A 15,240-nucleotide genomic window follows, 5' to 3' on the forward strand; every position below is an offset into this window, starting at 1 on the left:
TGCCCGGTCCGCTCCGGCGGGCCGACCGTCCTCGGCGGGCCTTGCCTTACGGTGGGGGCTGCGGCGGATGGATGAGGTGAGGGCGATGGAAGGGGTTGTCGGGCGGCTTGCGAGAGGGTATGGAGAGCATGGCCAAGAGCGCCGAGCGCCGAGCGCCGAGAGCGCCGAGCGCCGAGCGCCGAGCGCCGAGCGCCGAGCGCCGAGCGCCGCTGAGCGGCTGACCACGCCTCCGCCTGGCGCCCCGGCCACCACCCCGGCCGCCGGCCCGCCCGCCCTCACGCCCGAGGCCAGGCCCGCGCTCGCGACCGCCACCGCGACCGCGCCCCCGCGGCAGCCGCACCTGCCCGCGGCCCCGCAGCCCTCCACTCCCCCGCAGCCGCCCGCGCACGGCTGCCAGCCGCTTCCCCTCCGTACGCCCGTCGGCCCGGACGCCGCGCGCTGGACGACGTTCGACGGCGAGCGGACCCTGATAGCGGTGGCCCGCACCGTCACCTCGACCATCCGCGTCCTCGACGCCCTCACCCCGGTCCTCCGCGACGACCCGCGCGTCCACGTGGTCTTCGGCTACGACCCGACCTCCGCGTTCAGCGACGGGGTCCACGACCTGCTGCGCGCCCACGGCGCGCGCGTCATGCCGTGGGACCAACTGACCCGCGTACCCTGCGACCTGATCGTGACGGCCACCGAGAACGCGGACCTCTCCGGCACCGACGCCCCCGTCCTCGTCCTCCCCCACGGCGTGGGGTTCCACAAGCTGGTCCCCGACGCGCGCGGCCCCCACGAGCGGGTCTCCGGCCTGGTGCCGGAAGCCCTGCTGGAGCGCGCGTGGCTGACGATCTCGCACCCGGACCAGGCCGACCAGCTGGCCGCGCTCCACCCCGGCACGGTCGGCCGCACCCTCCTCGTCGGCGACCCCTGCTACGACGAGCTCCTGTCCTCCCGCGGACTTCGCGCCCGCTACCGCGAGGCCCTTGGCGTCGCCGAGGGCCAGCGCCTGGTCATGGTCAGCTCCACCTGGCGCGGCCAGTCGCTCCTCGGCCGCCAACCGGACCTCCCAGCGCGGCTGCTGGCCGAACTGCCGTTGGACGAGTACCGGGTCGCGCTGGTCACCCATCCCAACGTGGCGTCGGCCCACGGCTCCTGGCAGCTGCGCGCCGGCCAGGCCTCGGCCCGGGAGGCGGGCCTGCTGCTGATCCCGCCGACCGCGGGCTGGCAGGCCACCCTCGTCGCCGCGGACGTGCTGATCGGCGACCACGGCTCGGTCACCTTCTACGGCGCCGCGCTCGGGAAACCCGTCATCCTGGCGGCCTTCGGGGACGAGTCGATGCCCGGCACCCCCATGGCCGAACTGGGCCGCGTCGCGCCCCGGCTCAGCGGCCCGGCCATCCCCGGCGGTCCGGAGAGCCCCGGCGGCCCGGAGAGCCCCGGCGGCCTGGGGCTGTACGAGCAGATCGAGCGCGCGATCGCCGGACACGACCCGGAACGGTTCGCCAAGATCGGCGCTGCGGCGTTCGCCGAGCCGGGCCGGGCGCTGGCCCGGCTGCGCGCCGACCTGTACGCGCTGCTGCGGCTGCCGGAGCCGGCCACCCCGCCACCGCCCGTACGCGCCTTCGACGATCCGGTCCCCGAGCGCCAAGAGGTGCGCTCGGCGGTGGTCGTGACGGCCGTGGACGGCGACACCGTGACCGTACGCCGCTTTCCCGCGTCCGTGAGCGGCGCGGCGGGCGAGGCGGGCGATCGGGAGGACGCGGACGGTGTGTACCGCCACTTGTGCTGCCAGGACCGGGAGCCGGACCGGCGGCTGGTCGAGAGCGCCTCGGTGCTCACCCGCCCCGAGCCGGCCGCCACGCCGGTCGCCGCCCTGCGGTGGGCCCGCGAGACGCTCGGCCGCTATCCGGGCAGCGTGATGGCCGCCGCCGTGACGACGGGCGGCGACTGCCTGGCCACCCTGCGGGACGGCCGGATCGCGGAGGCGTCGGCCACCGGCCCGATCCGCGACCCGGGTCTGCTGGCCGCCGTGGTGTACGGGTGGCTGCGCGCGGGTCGGCCGCTGGAGGGCATCGCCACCCTGCGGATGGGAGGGCGAGAGGAGGCCGTGGCCCTGCGCGCCCGCCCGACGGGCCCGCCGCACGCCTGACCTGCTCGCGACGGCCTCGGCGCGCACGGGTACGGGCGCGCGGACCGCCGCCCAGGCCCCGCCCCGGGCCGACAAGTACCGAAGACACGCCCCGCCGCAACCAAGAGCGCGAGACCGCCGGTGGCTCCGCCCGGCGCGGGCCGTCAGCTCGTGTTGGTCTCCGCCGCTTCCAGACGGGCGCGGAGCTCCGGGGCACGGGGGCTGCCGCCTGACTCGTGGATCTCGACCGCGCGGCGCAGATGGCGTCGCAGCGAGGCCGTGTCGCCCGTCCGGGCCGCGATGTCCGCGAGCGTCTCGAGGGCTTGGGCCTCGTAGTGGGTGGCGTTCCGATCACGCAGCGCCCGGGCCGCTTCCTCCAGGGCCTCCACCGCCTCCGCGGTGCGGCCCAGGGCTTCGTACGCGACCCCGATGGCGGCCTGGGCACGCGCCGCCATGCGTACGTCGCCGAGCCCGCGCAGTCGCTCGTCGGCGTCGCGGAGGGTGGCGAGTCCCTCCTCGTGGCGTCCGGTCGCGCTCTGCGAGCAGCCCAGGAAGTACAGCGCGATGGCGACGCCGCGCTCCTCCCCCGCCTCGGCGCTCAGCGCGCGGGCGGCGGCGTACGCCTCGGCGGCGCGGGACGGGTCGAAACGGTCCCAGTACCGCCCGCTGAACTCCTGTACCGAGCCGCGCAGCAGGGTCAGGCGGCGGTCCTCAGGGGTGGCCGCCGCGGCCTCGTCGGCGCGGAGGATCGCGGTGTCGAGCTGCTGCCTGGCCCGCTCGAACTCGCCCAGGTCCATCAGCGGTCGCGACAGGACGGCGCGCAGGCGTGCCTCGGCCGCCGGCTGGCCGTCCCGCGCGGCGGCTTCGGCGCCCAGCTCGCCGGATTCGATCCAGTCGGCGAGGTGGCGGTGGTGGAGATACAGCGCGGTGAGGGCCTCGGCGAGCTGCCAGGTCTGCCGGTCCATGCCGCCGTGGGCGGCCGCCGCGCGCAGTACGGCGAGGGCGTCGGCGCGCTCGGCCTCGAGCCAGGCCAGCGCCGCCTCCCTGCCGTCCCCCTCGCCCCCGCTCCGGTTCCGGTCGAACGGGTCGGGGCCCGCCCGCCGCATCCGCTCCTCGTGGTCGGCGATCCGCAGCCGCCAGCCCATGATCGCCCGGTCGGCGAAGGCGGCCCCGGTCAGCTGGTATTCCATGGCGCGCGCCAGGGCGGCCTCCCGCTCCTCCGCGCCTGCCAGGTCCCGGGCGTGCAGCCGTACGAGGTCGTGGAGGCGGTAGCGGCCGTCCTCGCCGACGTCGAGCAGGGACGCCCGTTCCAGGGCGTCCAGCAGCGGGGTCACGGCGGAGGCGGGCAGCCCGCCGACGGCCGCGGCGCCGCCGGTGTCGAAGCTGCGGCCCGGGCAGGCTCCCAGCAGCCGGTACAGGCGGGCAACGTCCTGGGGCAGGTCGCGGTAGGCGACGGTGAAGACGGCGGACACGGTGTGCTCCTCCCCGGGGCGCGAGTCACCCATGCGCGGTCCGCCCATGCGCGGTCCGCCCATGCCCCGCTCCCCTGTCATGCTCAGGCCTGCCAGCCGGCGGTTCTCGTCGGCCAGCTCCGCCGCCAGCGCCGACAGCGTCAGCCGCCGGTGGACGGCCAGTCGGGCGGCGACCACGTAGAGCGCCACGGGCAGCCCGCCGCACCACTCCACCAGCCGCGCCGCGGCCTCTGGCTCGGCCCGTACGCGGTCCTCGCCGCACAGCCGGGCGAGCAGCCGCCTCCCGCTGTCGGCGCTCAGCGGCTCCACGGGCAGCAGCCGGGCGCCGTCCCACACCAGCTCGCCGAGCCGGTCCCGGCTGGTGGCCAGGACGACGCTGCCGGGCGCTTTGGGGATCAGCGCCCGGACCTGGGCGGGCTCGCTCACCTCGTCGAGGACGACCACGACCCGGCGCTCGGCGCTGTGGCTGCGGTAGTGGGCGGTCAGCTCGGCCAGGTCGCCGGACAGATACTCCTCGGCGACGCCGATGGAGCGCAGACAGTGGCGCAGCCCTTCGGAGACATCGCCTCCGGCCGCGCCTTCGCGGCGCAGCCTGGCGAAGTCCACGTACAGCTGGCCGCCGGGGAAGCGGTCGCGGGCGCGTTCCACCCAGCGCCGTACGGTGGCCCGCTTGCCGACGCCCGGCAGGCCGCTGAGCAGGGCGATCCGCGGTGACCCGGCGCCCGCGGGGCCGCCGGACCCGTCCGGCCCACCCGGCGCTACCGCCCCGTTCCGTCCGCCCGGTCCGCCCAGTCCGTCCGGTGCGTCCGGTCTATCCGATGCGTCTGGTCCGTCCGGTACGTCCGGTACGTCCGGTACGTCCGGTGCGTCCGGTCCGTTCGGTGCGCCCAGTCCGTTCGGTGCGCCCGGTACGTCGGGGGTCAGCCAGCCGTCCAGCTCCGCCAGCTCGGCCGTGCGGTTCTCGAACGACGCCGTGCCCGCGGGCACCTGCCGCGGCACCCGCGCCGGGGGCCTGGCGGGCGGCGCCTGATAGTGGAAGTGCACGTCGCCGTGCAGCTGCCCGGCCTGGACGACGGGGCCGTGGACGGTGCCGGAGACCTCGTTCCCCACCGTGGCTCCTACCGCGGGCCCCGCAGCAGCCCCCGCGGCGGGTCGTACGGCCGCCCCCGGCGCCCCCGGCGCGTCGCAGCCCTCCCGGTCCCGGTCATCGGCCCCACCGCCAGCGGCCCTTGACACCTCGTCGCCCCCTGATCGCTCCGCGCATCCGGAGGAGTCACGCTACTGGACGCGAGCGTAGGATCCGGTCATCTCATCCGGAGGAGTCCTCACCATGTCGTCCCAGATAGCGCTGTTGCGCGGCATCAATGTCGGCGGCCACAACAAGTTCCCGATGGCGCGCCAGCGCGAGCTGATGCGGGACCTGGGCTTCGAGGACGTCACCGTCCATCTGCAGACCGGCAACATCGTCTTCGCCGACCCCGGCACCCCGCCCGAGCAGACCGCCCGTACGATCACCGACCGCATCTCGGCCGACCTCGGGCTGACGGTGCCGGTGATCGTCCGTACCCGGGACGAGCTGGCCGCCGCCGTCGAGGCGAATCCGTACCCCGAGGCCGCGGCCGAGCCCAAGACGCTGCACGTGGTGTTCCTGTCGGCCGCGCCGGCCGACCCGGCCGCGCTGGACGCCGTGGACCCGGCCCCGTACGCCCCGGACGAGTTCCGACTGTCCGGGCGGGAGATCTATCTGCGCACGCCAGGCGGCATCGGCCGCTCCAAGCTGGCGGAGAGGGTCACCCGGGTGCGGCTCGGCGTGACGGCGACGGCCCGCAACTGGAACACGGTCACCAAGCTGCTGGCGCTGGCCGACGCCTGACCCGCCCCCGGCCCCCCGGCCCCGGCCCCCGGCCAACCGGCCGCGCCGGCCCGGCCCCCGGCCCCACCCCCCGGCGTCCGCCTCGGCCCGGGCAGGAGCCCGCCGCGCCGCTCAGCTCCAGCCGTAGCGCTGCCTCAGCCGGGCCACGACCCGGTCGAAGCGCGGCCGGTCCAGCGCGCAGGCCTCCCGGCGCATGCCCTCCGGGTGCACCCGCAGCACCCGGTCGAGGTCCACCCACGAGTCGCGCCCGGCCCGGTCCCAGGGCCCCGCGCCGATGACCACCCACTCGCGGTCGCCGTCGTGCCGCTTGCTGGACAGCTGTACGGCCAGCAGCGTCCCGCCGCGCTCCCGGGCGACGACGAGCACCGGCCGGTCCTTGCCCCGGCCGTCCATCTCCTCGTACGGCACCCAGGTCCAGACGATCTCCCCCGGGTCCGGGTCGCCGTCCGGGTCCGGCGCGTACTGGGTGCGGACGCGGCCGACCTGGCGCGGCCGCGCCTCCACGGTGGCGGCGGGGCCCGTGCTGCCCGGCAGCGGGGCGGCGCCGCCGGGCTCGTTGAATGGCGTGATCACGGCGCACACGTTAGTCCGTCCGTGGTTCCGGGTGGCGTGTGAGGGGCCGCTCAGGTGGCAAGCCGACGTAGTGATGCCTGTGTGACTCCTGATGCGGGAAGGGGCAGAACGTGCCAGATGTTCTCGACCCAGTGGCGGACCTCGTCAAACGGCGGAAAGACCCGGTGGTCGTGCAGACGCTGCGCTCCACGGCCGCCGCGACCATCGCGTATGTCGTCGCCCTGCGGCTGAGCAGCGAGCCGGCCCCGCTCACCGCGCCGCTCACCGCCCTGCTGGTGGTGCAGGTCACCCTCTACGCCACCATCACCACCGGCATCCGCCGGGTGAACTCCGTGGTCGTCGGCGTGATGATCGCGATCGGGTTCAGCGCGCTGGTGGGGCTGACCTGGTGGAGCCTGGGGCTGATCATCCTGGTCGCGCTGACCGTGGGCCACTTCGTACGGGTCAGCGAGTTCGTCGCCGAGGTGGCGATCAGCGCGATGCTGGTCCTCGGCGTGACCCGGGTCGCGAACACGGCCTGGGACCGGGTGCTGGAGACGCTGATCGGCGCCGGGGTGGGGCTGGCCTTCAACCTGCTGTTCGCCCCGCCGGTGTGGGTGGAGACCGCCGGGAAGTCCATCGAGGACCTGGCCCGCCGCATGCGCCGGCTGCTGCTGCACATCGGCGAGGAGCTCGGCGGCCACACCCCTGTCGAGCGCGCCGCCGCCCGGCTCCACGAGGCCCGCCGCCTCGACCAGGACATCGCCCAGGTGGACGCCGCCCTCCGGCAGGCGGAGGACAGCCTGCGGCTCAACCCCCGCGTCAAGGAGGGGCTGCTCTACCGCGTCGTGCTGCGCACCGGCCTGGACACCCTGGAGATCTGCATGGTCGTCCTGCGCGTCCTGGCCCGCACCCTCACCGACCTCGCCAAGAAACGGACCGACGAGCCCCTGTTCCCCTCCGACGTGGCGACCGCCCTGGAGGACCTCTTCGTCCACCTCGCCGCGGCCGTCGAGAGCTTCGCCGTCCTGGTCACCACCCAGGTCAGCGCGAACGCCGAGGAGGCCGAGACCCGGCTGGCCAGCGAGCTCGTCAAGGCCCACGCGAGCCGCGACGTCGTCGCCCACACCCTCCTCGAACGGGTCCAGCAGCACCCGCGCCAGTGGCAGCTCCAGGGCGCCCTGCTCGCCGAGATCGACCGGATCCTCGACGAGCTGGACATGGAACAGCGCTCGATGCGCCTGATGGAAGAACTCGACCGCAACGCCCGCGAGCAGCGCGAGCGCTACCCCTTCCTGCACAAGATCCAGCGCTGGCTCCGCGGCGACCGCGCGGAGCGGCCCGGCGCGGCCTGATCGGCCGTGCCGCGGGCCCGCCCCGCCGCAAAATCGGTGGCCGGTCCGCTCGCCCACGCCCCACAGTGGTGGCACACCACACAACGAGGGACGGGGGACCCGAGCATGTCGACGCTGCGCGTCACCGCCGAGCGGCTGACCATCCATGAGCACCCGAACGCCGACGCACTGGAGCTGGCGCAGGTGGGGCTGTACCGGGCCGTGGTGGCCAAGGGAGCCTTCCGGTCGGGCGAGTTCGCCGTGTACGTGCCGGAGCAGGCGGTGCTGCCCGCGGAACTGATCGACGAACTGGGGCTGACCGGCAAGCTGGCGGGGGCCGGGCACAACCGGGTCAAGGCGATCCGGCTGCGCGGGGAGTTGTCCCAGGGGCTGGTGTGCCGGCCGCGGGCGCTGGCGGAGGTGGACCTGGAGCGGGCGGCCCGCGAGGGCGTGGACTTCGCCGAGCGGCTCGGGATCGTCAAGTGGGTGCCGCCGGTGCCGATCTCGATGAGCGGGGACGTGGAGCCCTCGCCGGATCTGCTGCCGTGGATCGACATCGAGAACCTCAAGCGCTACCCGGACGTGTTCGAGGACGGGGAGCCCGTCGCGGTCACCGAGAAGCTGCACGGGACGGCGTGCTGCCTGACGTACTGCGCGGACGGCGGGGAGGTGCGCGTGACGTCGAAGGGCCTGGGGGCCCAGCGGCTGGCGCTGGTGGAGGACGAGAAGAACCTCTACTGGCGTGCCATGCGCGGGCACGGCGTGGCCGCCGTGGCGGCGCGGGTGGCCGCCGAGCTGGGTGCGGCGCGGGTCGGGATCTTCGGCGAGGTGTACGGGGACGGGGTGCAGGACCTCGGGTACGGGACCGACAGCCGGCGCGGGGTCCCCGGGTACGCCGTGTTCGACGTCGCGGTGGACGTCGGCGGGCGGGTGCGCTGGCTGGATCCGGAGGAGGTGGCGAAGGCACTGGACGGCCGGCTGCCGGTGGTCCCGACGCTGTACGCCGGGCCGTACGACGCCCGGCGGGTGCTGGAGCTGGCCGACGGGCGCGAGACCGTCTCCGGCACCGGCCTGCACATCAGGGAGGGGGTGGTGGTGCGGGCGACGAGCGACCGGTACAGCCCGGTGCTCGGCGGCCGGGCCATCGCCAAGGTGGTCAGCGGCGCGTATCTGACGCGCAAGGGCGGCACCGAGTACGAGTAGGGAACGCGTGCGCCTTGGAGGGTCGTCCGGCGGCCTGGTCGGTGTCAGTAGAGCGGGTAGCGCGAGTCCGGGAAGATCCTGCCGTCGTATTCGTACATCTCGATCGACTGGTGGAACACGGAGGAGAAGTCGTCCGCGACTTCGGCGATGGTGCCCCGGCCCTCGATCCGCGTCAGCCACATCGGGGGCAGGCGGAGGTCGCCGTAGTGGGCGCCCAGCAGATTGCCGCAGATGGAGCCCGTCGAGTCGCTGTCGCCCGAGTGGTTCACGGACAGCAGCAGGGCCCTCTGGAGGGGGGTGCGCCGCCACTTCGGGTCGTAGCCGATGCCGCCGCCCTTGTTGTAGAGGCCGGGCCGCGGCGTCGCGTGGGCGAGGGCGCTGTAGACCGCGATGGCCAGGGCCTCCTCGGCGATCCAGCCGCCGCCGAGCGTTTCGGTCTTCTCGGCGCTGGGCTCCCCCTCCGCCGCCAGGGCGACGGCCTTGCGCAGGGCGGCGCTGGTCTCCTCGTGTCCCGGGTAGCGGGCCAGCAGTTCGAGGGTGCGCAGGACGGAGCCTTCCATGGAGTCGCCCTCGACGAGGTGGGCGATCATGGCGGCCAGGGCGCCCGCCGCGTACGAGCCGGTGGGGTGGCCGTGGGTGATCCGGGCGCAGCGGGCGGCGAGTTCGAAGCAGTCGGGCGCGCTCGCGCCCGTGAGGCCGAAGGGGGCGGAGCGAATCACGGTGCCGCAGCCCTTGGAGCCGGTGTTCACCGGGCCGGGGGTGCCGTCGAGCGGGTCGGAGTGGGTGGGGATGTGGTCGTGTTCGAGGCCGGACAGGCAGGCGTTGCCGGGGGCGCGGCGGGCGTACAGCCACGGCTGTTCGCGCAGCCAGCCGGAGCGGACGAGGTCGTGCTCCTGGCGGGCGGGGGGCGGCGCGGGGTGGGTCTGGGTCTCGAGCCAGCGCAGGTAGGCGTTGCGCACGATGGCGATCTCGGCGCCGCCGATGCCCTTGAGGGAGGCCCTGGCGCAGGCCCGTATCAGCCCCTCCGCGGTGAACAGGGTCATCTGGGTGTCGTCGGTGATCCGGCCGGTGACGCCGTCGGAGTCCGGGACGAGAGCGGTGATCCCGTCCGGCCCGTAGGTCTCGCGGATCCGGCTCAGGGACAGGAACTCGATCGGGTTGCCCAGGGCGTCGCCGATCGCTCCCCCGAGCAGGCAGCCGCGGATGCGGGCCCTCCGGGCGGCCGTCTCGTCCCATGACTCGCGGATCATCGCGCGGCTCCTCAGGGGGTAGTGCTGACGTGCTCAGGCCATGCTCCCAGATGGCGGCAGGCCGGAGGGCGGGCGGGGCGGCAGGCCCGATGGCCGCGGTCCGGAGGGCGGGCGGGCCCGATGGCGGCAGGCCGGTCGGCGCGGGGGGTGCGGGGGTGCCGGGGTGCCGGGGGGCGCGGCGGTAGATTCGAAGTGGGAGATGGTGCGCCATGCCGAGCCGGATGATCCGTACGGGCGACGAGCCGCTGCACGCGCGCAGCCCGCTGCGCATGCGGTGCGCGCTGGCCCTGTGGGGGCTGGCCTGGACCGTCGCGGGCACGGTGGCGTTCTGGCTGGCCCACCGTCCCGGTTGGGCCGCCGTCTGCGGGGTGCTCGCCGCCGTCACCCTCACCGATCTGGTGCTGGTCCTCCGGCACATCCGGCAGGGGCCGCACTACCAGCCCGGGCGGGACGTGCCGCCGTACGCGCCGGTGCGCGGCCCGTATCCGGCGGGCCCGCGGCGGGTGAGACGGGTCAGCCGTTTTCGCCGAAGCGCGCGGCCTTGACGAAGTCGGGGCGCGGGTCGAGGGCCGCCGCCAGGCGGAAGTGGCGGGTGGCCTCGGCGGGGCGGTTGGCGCGCTCCAGGGTGCGGCCGAGGGCGAAGTGGGCGAAGGCGTTGTCCGGTTCCCGCTCCAGGACGAGCTGGAACTCCAGCTCCGCGGCCCTGAGCTGCGCCGCGCCGAAGAAGGCGCGGGCCCGCAGCAGCCGGGCGGCGGTGTTCTCGGGGTGGGCGGTGATGACCGAATCGAGCAGCTTCACGGCGCCGCGCGGGTCGCGGGCGGCCAGCAGTTGCTCGGCCGCGCGGTAGTCGATGACATGGGTCTCGGGCGTGGGCTCGGGCACGACCGTTTCCTTCCCGGAACGCGCTGACGATCACCATCGCTGCGAGATGATCGTCGGACGAGGTGATCGCTGGTACGGGTCTTCAACAATGCCGCAGCACGGCGCATTCCCGCCAGAGGCCGTCAGAGCCGGAGCCCGGGGCCAGCCGTCGCCGCCCGCGGTCCCGGGGTCAGCCGTCGCCGCCCACGGTCCCGGGGCCAGCCGTCACTGCCCGCGGTCCCGGGGTCAGCCGTCGCGGGTCCCGGGGTCGGCCGCCGCGCTGCCCGTGCCGTCCGCCATCCGCTCGGACAGCTCCGCCCAGACCTTTCTGACCTGCGGTTCCAGCTCCTCCAGCGGCCCGTTGTTGTCGATCACGACATCGGCGACGGCCAGCCGCTGCTCGCGCGTCGCCTGGGCCGCCATCCGGGCCCGCGTCTCGTCCTCCGTCATGCCGCGCAGCCTGACCAGCCGGTCGAGCTGGGTCTCGGGCGCGGCGTCGACGACCAGCACCAGGTCGTACAGGGGCGCCAGGCCGTTCTCGGTGAGCAGGGGCACGTCGTGGACCACGATGGAGTCCGGCCCGGCGGCCGCCTCCAGCTCGGCGGAGCGGGCGCGGACCAGGGGGTGCACGATCGCGTTCAGGGCGCGCAGCCGCTCCGGGTCGGCGAAGACGATGCCGCCGAGCTTGGGGCGGTCCAGAGCGCCGTCGGGAGCGAGGACGCCGGGGCCGAACTCGGCGACGACGGCCGCGAGTCCGGGGGTGCCGGGCTCGACCACCTCCCGGGCGATCCGGTCGGAGTCGATCAGCACCGCTCCGTACGAGGACAGCAAGCGCGACACCTCGCTCTTGCCCGCACCGATTCCGCCCGTGAGCCCCAGCCTCAGCATGGGGTCAGCCTAGACGAGCACTCCCCGGCCTCCCCGCGCGCTCTGCGACTTTCCTACGCGCCGCCGTCGCCCTCCCGCTCCGCGAGGAAGCGCTCGAACTCGGCCCCCAGCTCGTCCGCGGAGGGCAGCTCGACCGGCTCGGCGACCAGGCTGCCGCGGCTCTCCGCCCCGGCCACCGCGTCGTACTGGTGCTCCAGGCCGCGGACGAGGGCGACGAGGTCCTCGTCCCCCTCCGAGATCTGCCGCTCGATCTCCTCCTGGGTCTTGAGCGCCTCGTTGCGCAGCGCGTGGGCCGCTCCGGGCAGCACCAGGCCGGTGGCCGCGGTGATCGCCTCCAGCGCGGTGAGCGCCGCGTCGGGGTAGGCGGAGCGGGCGAGGTAGTGCGGGACGTGGGCGGCGACGCCGAGCACGTCGTGGCCGGCCTCGGCAAGCCGGTACTCGATGAGGGACTCGGCGCTGCCGGGCACCTGGGCCTCGTCGAAGTAGCCCCGGTGGCCGGGCATCAGGTCGGTGCGGTTGCCGTGCGGGGTGATGCCGACGGGGCGGGTGTGCGGCACGCCCATGGGGATCCCGTGGAAGTTCACCGACAGCCGCACCCCGAGCCGCTCGATCATCTGGCGCACGGCGGCCGCGAAGCGCTCCCATTCCACGTCCGGCTCGGGCCCGGAGAGCAGCAGGAAGGGGGCGGCGGTCGCGTCGCGCAGCAGGCGCAGCTCGATCGTGGGGGTCTCGTAGTCGGTCCAGCGGTCGCGCTTGAAGGTCAGCAGGGGGCGGCGCGCCCGGTAGTCGACGAGGCGGTCGTGGTCGAAGCGGGCGACGACCTGGTTCGGCAGCCCGCCGAGCAGCCGGCGCACGATCTGGTCGCCGGTCTCACCGGCGTCGATGTAGCCGTCGAAGTGGTAGAGCAGCACCACCCCGGCCGAGTCCCGGGAGGTTATCGCGTCGACTTCCGCGAGTCCGCTCGGCTCCCACGCGTACAAATCCTGCGGATCTAGCACTGTGACCGCTCCTCCTTGTGTTCCGCTCGGGGAACGTCGGGCGAGGGCGCGGCATTCCCGGGCCCCGTCCTCGTCTTCACGACATGCGCGCGATCGATCACTTCAGGACAGTACGCCGCGGGGTGCGGCGCCGTGGCGGGAGTGCAGGATGCCCGTTCCGTACGGCACTTGGCGCCGTCGTGCCTCCGGCCGCGCGGGCCGGAGGGCCGCTCCCCCCGCTCACTGGGCGTCAGCCGGGCGGCGGGGGGCCGCTGACGGCCTTCCGGACGCAGGCCGGATGCATGTCATGGGCGGTCTCCGAGGGGTTGACGCGCCCATGCGGCACGCTTAACTTCGCGATCCGTCAGAGGTTCACGCTGTCGTCTCACGTTCAGTCACCAGAACTCCTACGCGTCACGAAGGTGCCACCCCTGACCACGGCAGGAAGGCGGAACCCCCATGCACTCCCGCACCCCCTCCCGCACCCGCGGCCTCATCGCCGCGCCCGCCGCCGGAATCCTCGCCGTCGGCGGGCTGGTCGCCGCCGGGGCGGCCGCCGAGGACGGCCACGAGAGCACCGCCGCACGGCCGATCCAGGTCTCCGACACCACCCAGCTCGAGAGCGCCCTCGCGGCCGCCAGGCCCGGCGACACCATCGAGCTGGCCGACGGCAGATACCGCGGCGGCCTGGTGATCACCGCCTCCGGCACCGCGGACGCCCGGATCACGCTCACCGGCTCCCCACGAGCGGTGCTCACGGCACGCGACGGCGCCGCGTACGGCCTGCGGCTGGACGGCGCCTCGTACTGGACGGTGCGGGGCATCACGATCGCCGGCGGCCGCGAGGGCGTCGTGATCGACCGGGCCGAGAGCGTCACGGTCGACTCCGTCACGGTACGGCGCCCCGGGCATGCGTGAGGCCCGCTCTCCAGGGAGAGCGAGCCTCACGTCGGGCCTTGTCAGCCGCTGGTCAGCCCGTCAGCCGGAGCCGACGCGGCCGATCCTCAGCTCTGGCCGCCGGCCAGCTTCTCGCGAAGCGCGGCCAGCGCCTCGTCCGAGGCAAGGGCGCCGGAGTTGTCGGCCGACTCCGAGGAGTACGAACCGCCGGACGCCTGGCCACCCTGCGCCGGGGCGGCGCCGCCCGTCTCGGCAGCGGCCTGCTCGTCCGCCTCGCGGGACTTGATGACCTGCGCCTGGTGCTGCTCGAAGCGCTGCTGCGCCTCGGCGTACTGGCGCTCCCACTCCTCGCGCTGCTTCTCGTAGCCCTCGAGCCAGTCGTTGGCCTCGGGGTCGAAGCCCTCGGGGTAGATGTAGTTGCCCTGGTCGTCGTAGGACGCGGCCATGCCGTACAGGGTCGGGTCGAACTCGACCGCGGACGGGTCGGCACCGAAGGACTCGTTGGCCTGCTTCAGCGAGAGGCTGATGCGGCGGCGCTCGAGGTCGATGTCGATGACCTTGACGAAGATCTCGTCGTTGACCTGGACGACCTGCTCCGGGATCTCCACGTGGCGCTCGGCCAGCTCGGAGATGTGGACCAGGCCCTCGATGCCCTCGTCCACGCGGACGAACGCACCGAACGGAACCAGCTTGGTGACCTTACCCGGGACGACCTGGCCGATCTGGTGGGTCCGGGCGAACTGCTGCCACGGGTCTTCCTGGGTCGCCTTGAGCGACAGGGACACGCGCTCGCGGTCCATGTCGACGTCCAGGACCTCGACCGTGACCTCCTGGCCGACCTCGACGACCTCGGACGGGTGGTCGATGTGCTTCCAGGACAGCTCGGAGACGTGGACCAGACCGTCCACGCCGCCCAGGTCCACGAAGGCGCCGAAGTTGACGATGGAGGAGACGACGCCGGAGCGCACCTGGCCCTTCTGGAGGGTGGTGAGGAAGGTCTGGCGGACCTCGCTCTGGGTCTGCTCCAGCCAGGCACGGCGGGACAGGACCACGTTGTTGCGGTTCTTGTCCAGCTCGATGATCTTGGCCTCGAGCTCCTTGCCCACGTAGGGCTGAAGGTCGCGGACGCGGCGCATCTCCACCAGGGAGGCGGGGAGGAAGCCACGGAGGCCGATGTCGAGGATGAGACCACCCTTGACGACCTCGATGACGGTACCGGTGACGATGCCGTCCTCTTCCTTGATCTTCTCGATGGTGCCCCAGGCACGCTCGTACTGGGCGCGCTTCTTCGAGAGGATCAGGCGGCCTTCCTTGTCCTCCTTCTGGAGAACAAGGGCCTCGATCTCGTCGCCGACGGCCACGACCTCGTTCGGGTCGACGTCGTGCTTGATCGAAAGCTCACGGGAAGGAATGACGCCTTCGGTCTTGTAACCGATGTCGAGCAGGACCTCGTCCCGGTCGACCTTCACGATGACGCCGTCGACGATGTCGCCGTCGTTGAAGTACTTGATCGTCTCGTCGATCGCGGCGAGGAAGGCTTCCTCGGAACCGATGTCGTTTACCGCCACCTGCGGGGTGGTGCGGGTTGCCTCGGTGCTGCTCGTCATGTGGGAAAGGGCTCCGGTACGGACATGAAGTCGTAGGTACTGCTACGCCGGGGACCCGTATCGCACTGAAGAAGCCGGACAGCCTCGGAGGCGTTGATCTCTTCCCGAGGGATCGAAAAGCGCCTCGGCGACCGAGGGGACTACAACAGGTGCGAGCGCGGCCTGCTCCGTCTGAGGCGCGCAGGCCCGCAGCGCAACTTGTAGCATACG

13 protein-coding genes are annotated in these 15,240 nt (G+C 73.9%); 6 read left to right on the plus strand and 7 right to left on the minus strand.

What is annotated here, in order from left to right:
• Positions 1 to 85: 85 nt before the first annotated feature.
• On the plus strand, positions 86 to 2,137 hold the full coding sequence (locus BBH68_RS01920; protein WP_245737851.1) for a CDP-glycerol glycerophosphotransferase family protein: 2,052 nt from the start codon (positions 86 to 88) through the stop codon (positions 2,135 to 2,137).
• Between the two features lie 143 nt (positions 2,138 to 2,280).
• Here BBH68_RS01920 and BBH68_RS01925 read toward each other — a convergent pair whose 3' ends face one another.
• A complete protein-coding gene (locus tag BBH68_RS01925; protein WP_281182458.1) occupies positions 2,281 to 4,698 on the minus strand; it encodes an NB-ARC domain-containing protein in 2,418 nt (805 codons plus the stop codon).
• 220 nt (positions 4,699 to 4,918) lie between these two features.
• Here BBH68_RS01925 and BBH68_RS01930 point away from each other — a divergent pair, with 220 nt between their 5' ends.
• Positions 4,919 to 5,461 carry a DUF1697 domain-containing protein gene (locus BBH68_RS01930; RefSeq protein WP_065958459.1) on the plus strand — a complete coding sequence of 181 codons (543 nt, stop codon included), beginning with the start codon at positions 4,919 to 4,921 and terminating at the stop codon, positions 5,459 to 5,461.
• A 111-nt stretch (positions 5,462 to 5,572) separates the two neighbouring features.
• On the opposite strand, the gene BBH68_RS01935 is transcribed toward BBH68_RS01930, so the two are convergent.
• Positions 5,573 to 6,043: a type II toxin-antitoxin system PemK/MazF family toxin gene (locus BBH68_RS01935; protein ID WP_425428755.1), complete on the minus strand. Its 471-nt coding sequence runs from the start codon at positions 6,041 to 6,043 to the stop codon at positions 5,573 to 5,575.
• A gap of 101 nt (positions 6,044 to 6,144) precedes the next feature.
• On the opposite strand from BBH68_RS01935, the gene BBH68_RS01940 reads away from it, so the two are divergent.
• Both BBH68_RS01940 and BBH68_RS01945 read left to right on the plus strand, forming a co-directional pair.
• Entirely contained in the window at positions 6,145 to 7,368 is a 1,224-nt protein-coding gene (locus BBH68_RS01940; RefSeq protein ID WP_065958460.1) for an FUSC family protein, read from the plus strand.
• A 105-nt stretch (positions 7,369 to 7,473) separates the two neighbouring features.
• Complete coding sequence (locus tag BBH68_RS01945; protein ID WP_065958461.1) at positions 7,474 to 8,550, plus strand: RNA ligase (ATP); 1,077 nt, start codon at positions 7,474 to 7,476, stop codon at positions 8,548 to 8,550.
• Between the two features lie 44 nt (positions 8,551 to 8,594).
• On the opposite strand, the gene BBH68_RS01950 is transcribed toward BBH68_RS01945, so the two are convergent.
• Complete coding sequence (locus tag BBH68_RS01950; protein WP_065958462.1) at positions 8,595 to 9,800, minus strand: ADP-ribosylglycohydrolase family protein; 1,206 nt, start codon at positions 9,798 to 9,800, stop codon at positions 8,595 to 8,597.
• A gap of 209 nt (positions 9,801 to 10,009) precedes the next feature.
• Between BBH68_RS01950 and BBH68_RS01955 the strand changes: the two genes are divergently transcribed.
• Positions 10,010 to 10,345 carry a DUF6343 family protein gene (locus BBH68_RS01955; protein ID WP_065958463.1) on the plus strand — a complete coding sequence of 112 codons (336 nt, stop codon included), beginning with the start codon at positions 10,010 to 10,012 and terminating at the stop codon, positions 10,343 to 10,345.
• On the opposite strand, the gene BBH68_RS01960 is transcribed toward BBH68_RS01955, so the two are convergent.
• The 3 genes from BBH68_RS01960 to BBH68_RS01970 form a co-directional block, all read right to left on the minus strand.
• Positions 10,314 to 10,682, minus strand: coding sequence for a tetratricopeptide repeat protein (locus BBH68_RS01960; RefSeq protein WP_065958464.1), 369 nt, complete (start codon positions 10,680 to 10,682; stop codon positions 10,314 to 10,316). The genes BBH68_RS01955 and BBH68_RS01960 overlap by 32 nt on opposite strands.
• Before the next feature lie 225 nt (positions 10,683 to 10,907).
• The gene (coaE, locus tag BBH68_RS01965; protein ID WP_065958465.1) at positions 10,908 to 11,549 is read right to left on the minus strand and encodes a dephospho-CoA kinase; all 642 of its coding nucleotides are present in this window, start codon (positions 11,547 to 11,549) and stop codon (positions 10,908 to 10,910) included.
• Between the two features lie 53 nt (positions 11,550 to 11,602).
• The gene (locus tag BBH68_RS01970; RefSeq protein WP_065958466.1) at positions 11,603 to 12,547 is read right to left on the minus strand and encodes a PAC2 family protein; all 945 of its coding nucleotides are present in this window, start codon (positions 12,545 to 12,547) and stop codon (positions 11,603 to 11,605) included.
• Between the two features lie 438 nt (positions 12,548 to 12,985).
• On the opposite strand from BBH68_RS01970, the gene BBH68_RS01975 reads away from it, so the two are divergent.
• Positions 12,986 to 13,444, plus strand: coding sequence for a right-handed parallel beta-helix repeat-containing protein (locus BBH68_RS01975; protein WP_065958467.1), 459 nt, complete (start codon positions 12,986 to 12,988; stop codon positions 13,442 to 13,444).
• Positions 13,445 to 13,530: 86 nt separating this feature from the next.
• Here BBH68_RS01975 and rpsA read toward each other — a convergent pair whose 3' ends face one another.
• Positions 13,531 to 15,030 carry a 30S ribosomal protein S1 gene (gene rpsA, locus BBH68_RS01980; RefSeq protein WP_065958468.1) on the minus strand — a complete coding sequence of 500 codons (1,500 nt, stop codon included), beginning with the start codon at positions 15,028 to 15,030 and terminating at the stop codon, positions 13,531 to 13,533.
• Positions 15,031 to 15,240: the final 210 nt, after the last annotated feature.

This window comes from Streptomyces sparsogenes, assembly GCF_001704635.1.
In the GTDB taxonomy this organism is placed as follows: domain Bacteria; phylum Actinomycetota; class Actinomycetes; order Streptomycetales; family Streptomycetaceae; genus Streptomyces; species Streptomyces sparsogenes.

Excerpts from the sequence above, each read along its gene's own strand:
- BBH68_RS01920 (WP_245737851.1), top strand. The coding sequence starts at position 86 with ATGGAAGGGGTTGTCGGGCGGCTTGCGAGAGGGTATGGAGAGCATGGC.
- BBH68_RS01930 (WP_065958459.1), top strand. The coding sequence starts at position 4,919 with ATGTCGTCCCAGATAGCGCTGTTGCGCGGCATCAATGTCGGCGGCCAC.
- BBH68_RS01945 (WP_065958461.1), top strand. The coding sequence starts at position 7,474 with ATGTCGACGCTGCGCGTCACCGCCGAGCGGCTGACCATCCATGAGCAC.
- BBH68_RS01950 (WP_065958462.1), bottom strand. The coding sequence starts at position 9,800 with ATGATCCGCGAGTCATGGGACGAGACGGCCGCCCGGAGGGCCCGCATC.
- BBH68_RS01955 (WP_065958463.1), top strand. The coding sequence starts at position 10,010 with ATGCCGAGCCGGATGATCCGTACGGGCGACGAGCCGCTGCACGCGCGC.
- coaE (WP_065958465.1), bottom strand. The coding sequence starts at position 11,549 with ATGCTGAGGCTGGGGCTCACGGGCGGAATCGGTGCGGGCAAGAGCGAG.
- BBH68_RS01975 (WP_065958467.1), top strand. The coding sequence starts at position 12,986 with ATGCACTCCCGCACCCCCTCCCGCACCCGCGGCCTCATCGCCGCGCCC.
- rpsA (WP_065958468.1), bottom strand. The coding sequence starts at position 15,030 with ATGACGAGCAGCACCGAGGCAACCCGCACCACCCCGCAGGTGGCGGTA.